11 protein-coding genes are annotated in these 14,968 nt (G+C 45.0%); 2 read left to right on the top strand and 9 right to left on the bottom strand.

Annotation, left to right across the window (positions count from 1 at the left end; translation table 11 throughout):
• Positions 1-219 precede the first annotated feature (219 nt).
• Entirely contained in the window at positions 220-1,851 is a 1,632-nt protein-coding gene (locus OXN25_17350) for a pyridoxal-dependent decarboxylase (protein ID MDE0426618.1), read from the top strand.
• Positions 1,852-2,072: 221 nt separating this feature from the next.
• Positions 2,073-2,615 (top strand): transposase, encoded by a 543-nt coding sequence (locus OXN25_17345; GenBank protein ID MDE0426617.1) that lies wholly within the window; start codon positions 2,073-2,075, stop codon positions 2,613-2,615.
• A gap of 667 nt (positions 2,616-3,282) precedes the next feature.
• Here the strand turns inward: OXN25_17345 and cas6 (OXN25_17340) are convergent.
• From cas6 (OXN25_17340) to cas6 (OXN25_17300), 9 genes are all read right to left on the bottom strand, one after another.
• Positions 3,283-4,239, bottom strand: a complete 957-nt coding sequence (gene cas6 / locus OXN25_17340) for a CRISPR system precrRNA processing endoribonuclease RAMP protein Cas6 (GenBank protein ID MDE0426616.1) — start codon at positions 4,237-4,239, stop codon at positions 3,283-3,285.
• 17 nt (positions 4,240-4,256) lie between these two features.
• A complete protein-coding gene (locus OXN25_17335) occupies positions 4,257-5,882 on the bottom strand; it encodes a hypothetical protein (protein MDE0426615.1) in 1,626 nt (541 codons plus the stop codon).
• A gap of 18 nt (positions 5,883-5,900) precedes the next feature.
• Entirely contained in the window at positions 5,901-7,406 is a 1,506-nt protein-coding gene (csm5, locus tag OXN25_17330; protein ID MDE0426614.1) for a type III-A CRISPR-associated RAMP protein Csm5, read from the bottom strand.
• Positions 7,318-8,403, bottom strand: coding sequence for a type III-A CRISPR-associated RAMP protein Csm4 (csm4, locus tag OXN25_17325; protein ID MDE0426613.1), 1,086 nt, complete (start codon positions 8,401-8,403; stop codon positions 7,318-7,320). Before csm4 ends, csm5 begins: the two co-directional genes overlap by 89 nt.
• Entirely contained in the window at positions 8,373-9,209 is an 837-nt protein-coding gene (gene csm3, locus OXN25_17320) for a type III-A CRISPR-associated RAMP protein Csm3 (GenBank protein ID MDE0426612.1), read from the bottom strand. The genes csm4 and csm3 overlap by 31 nt, the downstream gene beginning before the upstream one ends.
• Positions 9,210-9,234: 25 nt before the next feature.
• Positions 9,235-9,645 (bottom strand): type III-A CRISPR-associated protein Csm2, encoded by a 411-nt coding sequence (csm2, locus tag OXN25_17315; GenBank protein ID MDE0426611.1) that lies wholly within the window; start codon positions 9,643-9,645, stop codon positions 9,235-9,237.
• 17 nt (positions 9,646-9,662) lie between these two features.
• Positions 9,663-11,945, bottom strand: coding sequence for a type III-A CRISPR-associated protein Cas10/Csm1 (cas10, locus tag OXN25_17310; GenBank protein MDE0426610.1), 2,283 nt, complete (start codon positions 11,943-11,945; stop codon positions 9,663-9,665).
• A 341-nt stretch (positions 11,946-12,286) separates the two neighbouring features.
• A complete protein-coding gene (locus tag OXN25_17305; protein ID MDE0426609.1) occupies positions 12,287-13,939 on the bottom strand; it encodes an AAA-like domain-containing protein in 1,653 nt (550 codons plus the stop codon).
• 52 nt (positions 13,940-13,991) lie between these two features.
• Positions 13,992-14,966 (bottom strand): CRISPR system precrRNA processing endoribonuclease RAMP protein Cas6, encoded by a 975-nt coding sequence (gene cas6, locus OXN25_17300; GenBank protein ID MDE0426608.1) that lies wholly within the window; start codon positions 14,964-14,966, stop codon positions 13,992-13,994.
• Positions 14,967-14,968 lie beyond the last annotated feature (2 nt).

Raw genomic sequence — 14,968 nt, 5'->3', positions numbered from 1 at the left:
ATGAATTGCCCTACTACAAACAAGTTGGTTCGTAGTAGTGCGATTTATCGCACGTCCAAAAGTTCATAACGGGCAATGAATTGCCCTACTACAAACAAGTTGGTTCGTAGTAGTGCGATTTATCGCACGTTGAGAAATTACCGATTTAAATTCTTAATTTCCATAAAATTTGTGCTACAACAATTACCATTAAACCTCACGATTGGAGAGCAAAAGGACGTGACCTATCGCGATATCTTAAAAGACATTCGACTGGCTTTTCCGCAACCTGTAGCAGACCCCATCCATAATTCCTACTTCGTGCATTCTATCATGCGCGCCTTGGACCAGGTCGATGAACTCAAAACGCACCTGCCAATGCTCGGCAGTATTATCCCCGCTGACTTTGAAGAAGCACGACAAGCAGCCTTACCCGAAACGATGTCCTCCATTGAGGATGTCACCACCGACCTCGTGGGCTATCTCCGAGGTATGACCATCTTCGGACACCCCCGTACGCAACAGAACGTTGTTGCGCCACCGACGATTCCAAGTCTGATCGGTGTGCTCCTCGCTTCTCTGTACAATCCGAACCTCGCTTGGGATGAATATAGCCGTCTCGTGGCACTGGCTGAAGTTGAAGTCATCGGGATGCTCTCAAAAATGATTGGATACGATCCGGAAAGGTCAGGCGGCGCGTTCACTTTTGGCGGTACCGGAACAACCTTCTACGGTGTGAAGCTTGGCTTGGAAAAAGCCGACCCAGGGACCGTCGAGAACGGCACCTCTGAAGATGTGGTTGTGTTTGTGTCGGATACGGGGCATTATTGCGCCACGAACATTGTCGGTTGGTTGGGCATCGGAACGAAGAATCTCATCACGATTCCAACGACTTATGAAAACGAAATGGATCTTGATGTCCTTGCGCAAGAAACTCGCAAGGCACTCGAAAGTGGAAAAAAGATTGCCGCTATCATTGCGACCTTGGGGACTACGGACTCGTTTGGGTTGGACGATTTGGAAAGCATTGTGAAGTTAAGGGACGGGCTCGTCGATGAATTCAACCTTGATTATCAACCACATATTCACGCCGATGCCGTGATCGGATGGGCGTGGTCGGTGTTTAACGATTACGATGTTGAGGAGAACCCGTTGGATTTTCGTCCACGGACCCTTCGGGCGTTGGCAGGTACGCGCCGGCGTATACAGCATCTATCCCTCGCCGATTCCCTTGGTGTTGACTTTCATAAAACTGGTTTTGCACCCTACATCTCCAGCCTTGTCCTCGTCAAAAACCGATCAGACCTGGATTTAGTGAAACGTCACCCTGAACAGATGCCGTATCTCTATCACCATGGAGATTACCGCCCCGGCATGTACACGCTTGAAACTTCAAGAGCGGGGACTGGGGTGCTTGGGGCACTTGCGAATCTTCGGCTGTTCGGTGAACAGGGGTTGCAAGCGATTCTCGGACATATCGTTGAAATGGCGCAACTCTTGCGCGAACATCTCGGTGGACATGCGGGGACGACTGTGCTGAACCAGGTTAACTTCGGAACCGTCACGCTTTTCCGTGCCTATCCTGATGGTGTGGATACTTTCGCGATTAAAGATCAGGAGTTTAAAGACGCTGATTATCGCGACAGTTTGCGCACACACAACGACTATAACCAAAAGATTTTTGACTATGTACACGCAGAGGCGATGGCAGGTAGAGGGGTCATGATTTCTACGACCGACTGCTACCGACACACAACCTACGGCGAACCGATTGTCGCTTTAAAGTCGTATATCCTGTCTCCGTTTGTCGATGAAACGGATGTTGAGACCGTGGTTTCTAAGGTTCTGGAGGCGCGGGAAAAAGTTAAATAAAGGTTTGTAGTAGTGCGATTCATCGCACGTCCCAAAAGGTTTGTAGTAGTGCGATTCATCGCACGTCCCAAAAGGTTTGTAGTAGTGCGATTCATCGCACGTTCCAAAAGGTTTGTAGTAGTGCGATTCATCGCACGTCCCAAAACAACTCAGATACAAATATGTACAATTATCGTAGACAAACACCGGAACAAAAATCTGAAATTTTGCACCAGAGACAAATGAACCGTTTCCCATTGCATGAACCACCCCACTTCAGTTCCGTCAAAGGCTGGTTTCTCATTACCGCGGCTACTTATGAACATAAACAGTATTTCCATACCGAAGAAAATCAAGCATGGCTTCTTAAAGAATTACACAAAGAACTCCAGATCGCTAAAATCCCCATTAGCAGTTGGGTTGTGTTACCAAATCATTATCATTTATTAGTTCAGTGTCACCCCCTTTCGGTTATCAGTCGTCCTTTGCGGCGGACCCATGCGCGTACAGCACGCGAGTTGAATCGGCGTGACGGACTGACAGGACGAAAAATTTGGCATCTTTTTAGTGATCGACAGATTCGCAATGAACGCCATTACTACACGACTCTGAACTACATACACTACAACCCGACCAAGCACGATTATGTAAAGAAACCCTTAAATTGGTCTTGTTCAAGTGTTCATTGGTACGAAAAACACTTTGGCATTGAATGGCTACGAAATCTTTGGCGAACTTATCCGGTTCGCGACTACGGTAAAGGTTGGGATTGGTTAAGTGGGTGAGACCCTTTAGCAATTAGCGTGTATGAACGGGCAATGAATGGTTTCCCTACTACGAACCAGAACATTTTCTACAAACATAACGGGCAATGAATTGCCCTACTACGAACCCGCGCATTTTCTACAAATATAACGGGCAATGAATTGCCCTACTACGAACCGGCGCAATTTCACAAATGTATGTTTTCTAAATACGGGCAATGAATTGCCCTATTACGAACCCGCGCATTTTTCACAAGGTATCAAAATTATGCCTGAATTACCTGAACTAATCAACTCTCCAATTTTTTTAGCAGTTGCAGCTATATTTGCCATATTTATTGTAATTGGCATTATTAAGCACGCCTGGCGTTTCTTGATCTGGATTGTAATTATCGTTGCGCTTCTCCTTTGGCTCGGTATTACGAATGTACCGCAGCTGCGCGAGTGGTTTGAGAGACTCTTGAAGATGTCTGAACTGTGATTCATGTGATTCAATGATTTATAGGATTCAAGATTTGCTGTGATTGACGGGCAATGAATGGTCTCCCTACTAAAAACGGGGTGGTTCGTAGTAGTGCGATTTATCGCACGTTTGAAAGTTATCGAAATTGACGGGTAATGAATTGCCCTACTACAAACGGGAGATAGGTTCGTAGTAGTGCGATTTATCGCACGTCCGGAACCCACGTTAATTTATACGGTACTGTCCATGTCCAAAAGCCGTATGATGTCCGATGTGTAGATACTCGCCGAGATAGATAAAGGGTAGGAACGGCTCCAACGCACCGGTAAAGCGAATCTTACCGATAAACCCGCCCATCGGAATGGATTTCTCGGTGCGGTAGGAGTAGCGATCTGCCCGAATCCAATGGAAATCGGATACATGCGTTACAGTCTTGGCAGCCTCAATTATCGTCCGCGCATCTACCTCCAAATCCTCGCCACAATGAAAAAAACTCAGGAATCGGATACGACGGAGCAGGTTGCGGATGAGGTGTTCAAACGTCAGGTGGCTTGTCCATTTTCCGCTCACTTTTATACTCGTGGACGTAAGAAATTCCAATTCAATCTCATCAACCCCATTCGGCACGCTACGCATTACGTCGTCCCGTCCAAGAATCACCCCGTCGTCTGTGAGCAATTCGGTTTCTGCCGTGTAAATTGTTCGGATGTCTTGGCTCCCGAGTGCGGGGAGGGTTTCTACTGTGTTGAGATGGCACTGTCCACGTTTGCCACGGATACCGATGCGTCGCTTGCCTATCTCGCGGAAGGTGAACACGCACCACGGTAAGAGGTTGATTGCCTCGCCGATGAGGGTCAATGTGCAGGTGAAAGTATCGCCGGGGGTATAGTCTAATTGCTGCGTGTGTGGTGGTTCAAGAATAAATGGGTGTGGTGCGAAGGGTTGCCCTCGGAGCATCGGACTGTCTTCGGGTACGGGGGTTTCAAAGCATTTAGAATAGACGCACCGGTCTGGGTACTGGCACTGTGTCTGGCACTGCGCTTCACCACCGATGCAGGTGATGTCGCGGAGGAGGTATCCGAACCGGCTGCGGAAGACGTTGCCTTTGTAGTGGGGCATCTTCAGCGGTTCTTGGACGGTGTATGTGAAGCGGTAGCGTGCGAAACGGAAGTTCTGGAGCATGAGTGCAGATTAGAAATTTACTTCTCTTGTGTCACTGAACAGAACCTATGGAGTTCAAGGAGGGTATCAAAAGGCAAACCCTTTTGGCAACAATAGTTGCCTGAAAAGTTTTTAAGAAACTTGCATGCCAGACTTTGTAGGTTTTGGGCGTTTTCCTTCATTTCCTCCCACCCAGGATTACTCTTGACGTGAACGAATTTATTTCGAGCGTCAATAAGTGCTGTTATCTCCCGCGCGTCTGTGTACCCATAATCATTTATATTTAATTTCATATCTTCATTCGCAATACAATAATTATCGTATTTCCACGACTGTCCAAACAAGAAGATTATTAACTTTGATATACTCCATGTTTCGTTCAAACAATCTGCCTCTGATACAGTTCTATGGCCAGGAGAAGTTAATGAGTTATTCATTGCGATTCGATAAATTTGGTAGAGGCAAAGGATTTCAACGACCTGCGTAAAACGGACTATTGCATCATCAAATTTGTCACTGTCTACGCGCCTTATCCCATTTTGGTAGCGATCTACGGCATAATGAATGATTCGTGCATCTTCGGCGAAAAGTGTCTCTTGATCTTCTACTTCACTCAAAATTTTAAGAACATCAATTAAAGCGTGTAAGTTGTAGGTATGCTTAGTATTGTAATCCCATAAATTTCCGTCATTTACTTTGGATTCTTTGGCCTCAACATAGTCAAAGGCATCCCAAAGACTGTAACAATCTGCCATACAAAGATTTTTTTCAATTGCGTCTCGTTCCTTTTCCAAACCGTACTGCTCAGCATAAGTATTAAGATTATCACCAACAATTTCCCACAAACCCGCTGCTGCCTCATAGTTGTGTTTCTCGAAAAGTTTTTCGGCTTCATGGACGCTTTGGACATTGTAGACATTGTAAGGGTTTTCAAGCCGACTCAAGAATTCGTATCCGGGTTTCGGCGAACCACGTCCCGGATCGTACTCAAGTGAATCAACGTAAAACATATCACACTTTGGCGATATGGAATATATTGATCCGGCAGTGAAGCCTCCACCAATCATTGTTTTCTTCCCGCCTGTGAGATCAAGCGCGATGTCTGTTTTCGCTCCAAGATTTTTTTCAACTTCGTGAATGATTGTTTTAATCTGCTTAAAGGTATCAATTGGATCTGAAGGACTTCTTACTTTTAACGCGAAACCCGAATCTTGATCGACAGATTTACTGACAAGATCGCTCAATGTGCTCTTCTGAGGTAGCATAGCCGAAATCCTATTATTAATTTCGTCCAGCATATCTACAGTATCATCTGAGTAGAGAAAGTAAACCTGCTTAAGCGGTTGGATTTCTGCAAGGCTGAGGGCAATCGGAAGGGTACTAAAACCAACCAAGAAAATGCCGACATCGTAGCAGGATAAATAATTATTATTGTCCCCCCGACTGGGGAGTTGATTCTTCTTTCTTTGATAAATGTTATGAGTGTTGAAGACTTCCCGGTATGTTGGTAGAATCCGATGCAACACCGTTTCGTGATTGCCTCCAGGCCTATTTCTCTTTAGATCTTCATACTTAGACATCTCCTGCGTTATTTTAAGGAGTTGGGTCCGCCAATGTCTATTATCTTCCCTCACACAATTCAACCTCTTGTGTATTTCTTGCATGTTGCTTCCTCCGTAAGTTCAAACAAATTCAATCCAACCAAGCGGGTATATGGGTTGCTGATCATCCAAAACAAACCGTCGGGATTTAGGAGCTGGTTTTGGGCGAACGTGGTGTCCACCGGAGATAACTTCATTGCGTAACTTAACCCGTGTCGGTTCATCCAGCAAGAGTGAGAGAGTGGTGCCAAGCATGCCTGTTCCCCATCCAACGCGGAGCGTCGGACGATCTATATTTTTCGCATCAGTGTAAAATTTCTCGATTGCCCTAAGGCTGAGGCTACTGCCACCGGCGTGTGCTTTTAGAAATCGTTGCTCGGCTTTCCATTGTTCTCTTGCGAAATTCTGACAAATGTCGATCAAAGATGTAAGATCTGAAAACGGCGGGGTCGCGCCTGCTCTTTTAAAACTCTCCAAAATATCGTGGTCAATAGAGATTTCGATATCCGTTTCTCCATGGAAGCATTCATAATTGGTATTGCCTTGCATCCTCTTTCGAGCAATTTGATTATGTCTATTCAGTGAAGTAAAAAGGATTTCTTCAGTCTGGACTTCAGAAGAGTCTTCAATAATAGCATCTTTAACCTTAATTGCCTTGAAAATGTCTGTGAATGGACCTCGAGGTTCTTGCTTTCGCTTGTTATTTTGTGTTTTCGAGAAAGCGGGTAGTTTCTCAATTTTAGTATAGGTTGCGATAACTTTTACACCCCTATGTTCTCCAAAAGTGTCAATCTTAATAGTGTCCTTTCCTTTTAGAGTAGTGCGGATATTATCCAAAGGAAGATGAATTTGACCACCATCTAAAGTTTTCACATTGGCACCTGTACTTCCAGGGGCTGTGATTATCTCTCCAAATTGGCTTGGATCAATCCCAGAATCAGTCCAGGGGGCCTCCTGTGGGTGTTTTGACTGAAAGACATCTCTTAAGAGTGCCGTAGCAAAGGATTCCTTGAACTTCTTTTTTTCTCGGTTTCCATGTTTGCTGTGATATGCTGTAATTTGATTTTTAACAAAATCATCTAGGTCAAGTTCCCCGTCGGCTATCCGCTGTGTGACATTGTGGTACAACACTGCCGTTTTGATTGCACCTTTAAGGCTACTCCCGGGGACAAAATACTCGTCTAACGCAGATTGCATAAACGAATTAGTTCGCGGAATACGAACAATGCCTTTGGAAATTCGTTTTATGTTCGACTTGTAATTATAGCCAATCTGATTGAGAATCTGTGTAATATTTGTCTTTGAGTTCGGATTGCTAAATGCTTTTGTATATGTGTTAACAGCTTTCATCCCTCCAAAACGAAATATCTCAGATTGAAGTTTGGGCGTATCAACAACGTACACCGTATTATTCACGCGAATGGTTCCTTCTCCATATCTTAAATTACCTGCTCGAATGTGAATCGGTGAGAGCGTTGATAGTCGATAAATACCTGTCTCAAGATATGTCATCTTTCTCCTCCAAGACTTTAATGGGCAACGAAATTGGGATTCCGTATCGATAAAGTTTATGTGCTGTGAATCCATTATCGGGTGTCACGTCTGCAAGTATACCTTTCGGCTCATTCCAGAAAACAGAACCTTCACTGAACATTGTCACCTTTTTTCGCTTCGTTTGTGTCGCGGTAACCGACGAATAACACCATCCCTGTCGAGGTATCAACTGATATGAAACAGGCTCTAAGCCTTTGAAAGTTTCTGGTAGGTAGAGGGACAGGTTAATGAATCCGTTGAAATCTTCTTGTCCGCGCGAGACAAATAATTCCTCCCAATCATCAGTCAGTTCGCTAACTGTTGCATCAAAAACCCCATTTCCGTGACTACGGCGCCCTCCTAAACCATTTCTTCCTGCCTGGTGGAGGACGGTTTCAAACATCTTCCAATCCAAGAGTGTTTTATCATTTAGTTCAACCAAAAAATACAGACCGGATCCTTCGTGAAAATGGACTAATCCGACATGGTAGATAGAGGCAGCATTAGTTAGGCGGTCTCTTGCATGCTGTGGACGAATATCACGTGTGCAAAAACTCCCAATATTTTGTTCTTTTAGTTTTGGCAGGTGTTCATCTATTTCTTCACCTGCTATCCAATCTCGAAATATATCAATTGGAACTAATTGAGTGTTTCTAATGGACTTACCATATTCCTTTTTTAGTTTGGGGCCCAATGTGGAATCATAAAACGAAGGGTAGCCAACTAGAGGTTTTGGGAGATAATACGTTAAATCATTCCAGCATGTCCGATATGGAAATGCTGATGAAATTTGAAACGGTGGTTCACCGTCCCCAAATGCGGTTAATAGTTCATCAACAGCGTTCGGATTGCCGGAGTGGATTTCAGCATAAGCGTTGATCAAACAACTAAACAAGGTATCGGAGTGAGCGATTAACAAACTATCCTCAAGGCCAATTCCCGATATATTTTTCCCCAAATGAATCGTGGACCTAAAATCAAGTTTAACAACTCTTAGATCGCCCATTTTGAATTGTCCTTTTATATCAGCGAAGGTATTAAGCCTTTGCAAGCACTCAACGATTGACCATTACCGGTTTTGAATCCACAACTCATTGGGTTGTTGTTGATATCATAGCTTTGGAACTTCTCAACGACAAATTCTATACTGCCATATCCTCTGGAGATGTTCCCACCGAGCCCATCCTTTTCAAGGATTTCCATAGCATTCAGCAAGTTTGTGATGTCTACTTTAACGCGCTGAGAATCTATAGTTGGATTCGGGTTTTTGGTAGCTGTTTCAAGTGTTTCGATTCGATAAATAAGTTCAAACGCAAATTGTGCACCAGCAGGGACACGCTCAAACGTTCGAGGGTGTGCTGCTGAGGTCAATCGGTCGATAGCATTTTCCATCTTTGTTTCAATAATAGGCAAGCCGTCTTGCAGCAGATCATCCTTGTTAAAAAGGGTGCTGTCTCTAACTAAAAGTGCCCCAGGATAATTATCGTTTGTTGCGACACTTCCGGTTGCCCCGAAGACACGACAAAGTTGGCATGTTTTCGCATCACCGAAGTCGTCACATTCATGTCTCCACACTTTCCTTTCTCTATCTCCTCCTGGTCGGTTGGCACGCAAAGGTTGGTTATGGGCGGCTGTAACAATTCTCTCAGTAATGCTTCGTAATTTCCCTTTTAGGGAACTGCCCGGAATGTAGGGTTCACCTGTCAAGGGATTCCGAATAACGCTTTTGTCAACACCGCCAATCTGTAGCGTATCTTCGGCACCTCCGATAAAAATGCCGGACTGGCAAGAAAGAATCCCTGAAATTATGATATGACCGTGAAGAAACCGAATTGCATTTCCGTTCTGTAAACTCATCAGTAAATACTCCCATCAGGCAAGCTTACCGCGCGTATGCGACAATAGCCTCAAAGAACTTGACAAATTGAGTTAGATCCGCTTTCGTTTGAAGTGCCTCTGATGTCAGACAAGGATCTAATGCACGACGGAGCAGTTGAATGCTGTCTTTTGTTCGCTGCTTACGTTCTGCATTAGCAAGATGCGGACGTAAAAAAAGTAATTGTGCTAAAAGTTCATCCGGTAATTGTGCATCACGTTTTAGACTCAATGTCCGACGCTCAATTTGCTTGACCGTATCGTAAAATTTGCGAAGTTGATGATTCTTGAGACCATCCTCATTAGATGAAAGCTTTTGTCCAATCTGTTCAGCGGACTCCACTAACGTCTGCGGATCAATACTACCGAACGAACCTTTTTCCAATTGAGGTTTAATTCTTGTTTCAAAAATATTCATTAATTTCCTCCATCTACTTATCGATTCAGATATTCTACCCAGTGCAAGGGAACATGTAATTTCTCCATCTGATCTTGCCGAAAAAGAAGGCCTTTCAAACTCTTCAAAGCCGGCGGCTGTGGTTGTATCCTGTCAATTTGCTGCAGAGTGTGAAACATTATTGGAAGATAAAGCACCCCTTCTTCTTGCCAAATTATAAGCGTTTCAAAGAGCTTGCGGCGGAAGCCGTGTGAGAGGCTTGGATATGTTTTATACATTTGCTTGGTTAGTTGGATGATGTCGTCGTATCCATCCCATTGAGAAGCTACAGCGATTCGATTGAGTTTCTGATGCCAGCCGCTCAGGTTTTCTTCCTTGATGCGATCATTTAGTGACCTGTTACGCCTTTCAAGAGTATCACTATAGAATAGCGCGAGACTATTCTTGGTTTCGCCAGACTGATCTTCGTTTCTTTTTGCGGCTTCTTCTGCTTGCTTCGCTATTCGTGCCATCTGATAGAGCGGAAATTTCGATTTGTGAAGCGTTACACCACCGGAAAGATGGACTTCGGGATTATAACCGGAAAACTCCCTAAAACAGGTGTTAATGTCAAATACTAATTCGGCAACATCATCCCAGGCCCCAACGATAAATAGGTCGTCACCGCCCGCATAGATAATAGATACATCCCGTCCGTTAATTTTAGACTTCTTTTTACCAGTGATGTCAACTGGATGATCCTTCTTTTCCAACTCCCCTAATTTCATACCGCAAATTTGGTTGAGGTATCCTTTAAAAAATAGATTCATGCTACGCGACAGATTCGAAATGGCAGCAATCCCTGAACTCGTCAGTTTATCTGAAAAAAGATCGCCAAAATTGTCAACATCCATTCGTAGACAACCAATGAGGTCTGAACCTTGTGCAGCTTTTGCCAATCCAGAGAAGGAGGCAGTTACACGTTCTGGGCGGGACATCGGTTTTTCATGGTCTCTCAGATACTCCTCCCTTTCTTGTTCTTGTGCTTCATCTGGTAATCCGTCCACCGATCTGACATAACTCCCAAAGAGGAATGGGAAGGTCTTGTTGTCCTTATAATTGGCAAGATTCCAACTGTTAACCACCCATTGTGCATCATGATTGCTGCTAATCTGAGACTGTTGATCTGTTTTATACTCAGCGTATTGACTGTCAAATGTTGGAAAGAGGAGAGTCCCACCTTTAAAGTCATCCGTTAGAGTAGAAGATTTAGGGAGCCTAACAATGCAATCGAACTCTGTCAACCGATCACCCAATGTCCATAAGCGGTAGGCAAATTTGCTGACGCGCCCAACTCCCGGTACCTCTTCTGGTGCCATTTCGCAATCTGGCAAGTCATCCCGATGTGTGATTTGGCAAGCAGATTGGTTCGCCAATTGCTTCGGCATTTCGGGGCGGAATAAATTCTTAAAGTTAGTGGTATCCCAGAATTTTCGCTCCTTCTGTTTATTCATTTTGTCCGCCATAGTTTCCCAGACAATCTTAAACGGATCACCTGTTAGATCTTTCTCACACACAGTTTCACAATGAACAGCGAGGAATAATTGAAAACCAAATTGCTCAAGTATCCACTCATTGATAATGTTTATAAAAGTGTTAATCGATTTTCGATTATCAGTCGTATTTGGAACCAGAAGGCTAAATCCACCACCGCCTGAAAAGATGAGACTGTATCGCCCCGAACTCGTCGCTTGTTGGATTTCATATATGATGTGTTCAGCCAACAACTCTAACATGAATGACCGAGCGCGCAATGTTTTTAAAGCACCGCTTGAGGCGATCGTGTAAATTGTCTCTTGTATACCAGAGAAATCTCCTGAAGCCAGCAAAAATGGCTTATCAGTTTTCCCAGATTCAAGGCAATCATGAATAGCTGCAGCGGATTTGATGACATCATAAAATGAAATATATGGAATTTGTGAGGAAATGGAGAGGAAGGTTCCATACTTCTCAATTAAGGCAAGTGCCAGATTTTCATTCGTGTGAAATCGGTCCCAACCTTGCGGAGGTTCAGGAACGTCTAATACCACTTTAGCGGCATGCTCCACTGGATAGACAATCTGTTCGACATCCAATTCTTGCCAAGGTATCTTTTTCTTAATAACTGATGATGTGGATTCGCCTATCTTTGAAAAGATTGATTCTAATGGTTGAGAATTTATCTGGATCTGACCGGGACTAATACCTACAAGATTTAATGCCTTGGAAACGGTTGAATCCACGGATGTTTCTTGTGGGTGTTGTAAAACTTGTAAAGCCCATTCAAGAACAGGATTGATCATTAGGTATAAACCCTTTGTTAAGTATAGTAGATGTTAGGACTACTTATATGCTTTGCATCGGCACCGTTAGGAAACCGCCTGCACCGGAGACCTTGCGTTTTTGAGTTTGTGTTCTATTAAAATGTCAACATGTTTCTTTATTTACTATAAATGTTCGACTACTGAAAACTAATCAACCAGACCCCAACTGCCTATTTAGGACCCTGCCAAACTGCGACAACGCTTTCGGAAATTTGAAACGCGTTTCCATCCGATGCACAAATCTTGTGTATGAATTATGCGCTGAACATGGAAAAATGTCAAGTTTTTCGTGCAACTGTGCAACTGAGTGTTTGAGTGTTTCATACACCGGTAGGCGTTTCCTGCACAACGGGGATGACATAGCAATGAATTGTCACACCCTCAACGATCGAGGTCTCAATACGGGGTTCCGGTACCTGTCTATGATCGAACACGACGTAGAAACCCTCGGTCACACCCTCTAACTTGAGATATCGCGCCAGCTGCTGCTTCCCTGACTGATAATAGTGTGTGCCTCGCCAAATTTTTGTCTCAACGATGTATTTTCGTTGATTGTGCGTCACAATGAGGTCCATCCGCCCTCGCCCGGTTTGAACTTCAATGTGCATCGTCCCACCGATCTGTCTGACAAACGCGTCAAGATATGCCATCAAAAGATGCTGGCCGACCGATTCCTGGGGTGTATCCGGCACTTGTAGAATCTTGAACCCTGCGCGCGCGATGAAATTCTGGAAGTTATCAAGTAACGACACCATGTCAATCGAATTCCCAGGTGCAAGGTAATCCCGAAAATCGTCACTGGTGTCTTCAGGGAAGTATTCATCCTCCAATCCATTCACGAGGGGTTTGAATGCCTGCAGTATGCAATATAGATAAATCGGATTGAGAATCTCACACATTCCATCAGTTCCCTCTTTGATAACCCCGTAAGTGGCAAGTTCCCCAATAATGTGATTGCGTAGGTTGAAGTCTATCCCTTCATCGCGTGCCATAATTCGCATCAAAATATTTTCAAAACGCGGGTCTTTGCGAATATTGGTTGTTAAATGCTCGATGTTGGTGTTCCGCCCTCGGAGGAGTTGGGTATGTGCAGCCGTAAAGTGCGCCATTGTAATCGTTTCGTTTTTTGGAATGTCTAATTCCTCCGTGAGAATTTGTGCAAATCGGTTGACGAGTACGGGTTGTCCTGCGGTCTGCTTATGAATCGACGCAATAACCTCTGGTGCGACAACCTGTCCGACTTCGTCCGTATATTGCTCGATCAGTTCTTGTACCTGTTCAAGCGTAAAGTTCGGTAAGCGGAATTCGTCTTGGATATTGAATGGAGAGACAGAGCGATCATAATTGAGTTGGTTGATGCTTTTGACCCCGATGATGCCAATGCTGTGCGGACATCGAGGTTCATCGGACAGGTAGATAAGGCGGAGCGCATACAAAAAATCACTCAAAGCACTTTGGGGAATACCATTAAACTCGTCTATCATCAGGAGAATCCGCTGGTTTGGCAGGAGTCTTTGAAGTTCTCTGAAAAAGTCAATCATCGAAATGTGGTTGGTGAGTGTGGTGGCATCTAAAAATTGAGACAGAGAAGGCATACTCCCGTGTTTCTGGAAGACGCTTTCGATTTGGGTACGGATCTCTTTTGATAGGTATGTGTAAAACTCACGGATTGATAAATTGCGACACACTTGGAAATCAAGACGAATGGGGAAATAGGCTGCATCAGATGTGGTAGCAGCAGGGTTCTGCCGGAAGGTTTCGTGAGACGCAACGGATGCTCCCGTTCCTGTCCCTTCGTTGAGTACGTCGATGACGCGTCGGAAGAATGTCGTTTTGCCGGTTTGCCGCGGCGCGAATAAGACAATGTATTTACCTGCTCTGACGCGGTTGATGAAATCGGTAATCTCCCGTGTGCGCGGCACAAAATAGTGTTGTGTGGGCTCGACGCGCCCTTCAGTACCAAATTTTCGCATTTCTTTTTAAATTCCTTCGCGTAACTCAGGGCATCTTCAGCGGATTCATCTTTCAGTTTACTTTGGGGTCGCGGCCGATGCAATACTGTCCGAACCCAAACGCTGTATGATGCCCGATGTGTAGATACTCGCCGAGATGGATAAAGGGTAGGAACGGCTCTACTTGTCTTGTAAAGCGAACCTTCCCGATAAACCCACCCATCGGCACGGATTTCTCAGCGCGGTAGGAGTAGCGATCTGTGCGAATCCAGCGCAAATCGGATACATGCTTTACAGCCTTAGCAGCGTCAATTACCGCCTGGGCATCTACGTCTAAATCTTCACCGCAATGGAAATAACTCAGGAACCGGATCCGACGGAGCAGGTTTCGGGTAAGGTGTTCAAAGGTGAGTCTACTTGTCCACTTCCCATCAACCTTGATACTGGTAGGCGTGAGGAATTCCAACTCAATCGCATTGGCAATCTGAGGCACGCCTTTCAGGACATTATCAAGTCCAAGAATTAGCCCATCGTCTGTGAGGAGTTCGGTCTCTGCCGTGTAAATTGTTGGGATGTCTTGGCTCCCCTGTGCGGGTAGGGCTTCTACTGTGTTGAGATGGCATTGTCCGCGTTTGCCACGGATACCGAGGCTTCGCTTGCCTATCTCGCGGAAGGTGAACACTACCCACGGTAGCAGGTTGATTGCGTCCCCGATAAGCGTTATATTACAAGTAAAGGTGTCACCCGGTGCATAGTCTAATTTCCGAGTGCATGGGGGTTCCAGGATAAACGGATGCGGTGCGAAGGGTTGCCCGCGTAGCATCGGACTGTCATCGGGGACGGGCGTTTCAAAGCATTTAGAATAGACGCACCGGTCTGGGAACTGGCACTGTGTTTTGCACTGTTCTGCACCGCCGATGCACGTGATGTCGCGGAGGAGATATCCGAACCGGCTGCGGAAGACGTTACCTTTGTAGTAGGGCATCTTCAGTGGTTCTTGGACGGTGTATGTGAAGCGGTAGCGTGCGAAACGGAAGTTCTGGAGCATCG

The sequence above is a fragment of the Candidatus Poribacteria bacterium genome (assembly GCA_028820845.1).
Taxonomy (GTDB): domain Bacteria; phylum Poribacteria; class WGA-4E; order WGA-4E; family WGA-3G; genus WGA-3G.
The sequence above is the reverse complement of the archived record's forward strand: the minus strand, read 5'-3'. Positions and strand labels throughout refer to the sequence as shown.

Excerpts from the sequence above, each read along its gene's own strand:
- OXN25_17335 (MDE0426615.1), bottom strand. The coding sequence starts at position 5,882 with ATGCAAGAAATACACAAGAGGTTGAATTGTGTGAGGGAAGATAATAGA.
- OXN25_17345 (MDE0426617.1), top strand. The coding sequence starts at position 2,073 with ATGAACCGTTTCCCATTGCATGAACCACCCCACTTCAGTTCCGTCAAA.
- csm5 (MDE0426614.1), bottom strand. The coding sequence starts at position 7,406 with ATGGATTCACAGCACATAAACTTTATCGATACGGAATCCCAATTTCGT.
- csm3 (MDE0426612.1), bottom strand. The coding sequence starts at position 9,209 with ATGAGTTTACAGAACGGAAATGCAATTCGGTTTCTTCACGGTCATATC.
- csm2 (MDE0426611.1), bottom strand. The coding sequence starts at position 9,645 with ATGAATATTTTTGAAACAAGAATTAAACCTCAATTGGAAAAAGGTTCG.
- cas6 (MDE0426616.1), bottom strand. The coding sequence starts at position 4,239 with ATGCTCCAGAACTTCCGTTTCGCACGCTACCGCTTCACATACACCGTC.
- cas10 (MDE0426610.1), bottom strand. The coding sequence starts at position 11,945 with ATGATCAATCCTGTTCTTGAATGGGCTTTACAAGTTTTACAACACCCA.
- OXN25_17305 (MDE0426609.1), bottom strand. The coding sequence starts at position 13,939 with ATGCGAAAATTTGGTACTGAAGGGCGCGTCGAGCCCACACAACACTAT.
- cas6 (MDE0426608.1), bottom strand. The coding sequence starts at position 14,966 with ATGCTCCAGAACTTCCGTTTCGCACGCTACCGCTTCACATACACCGTC.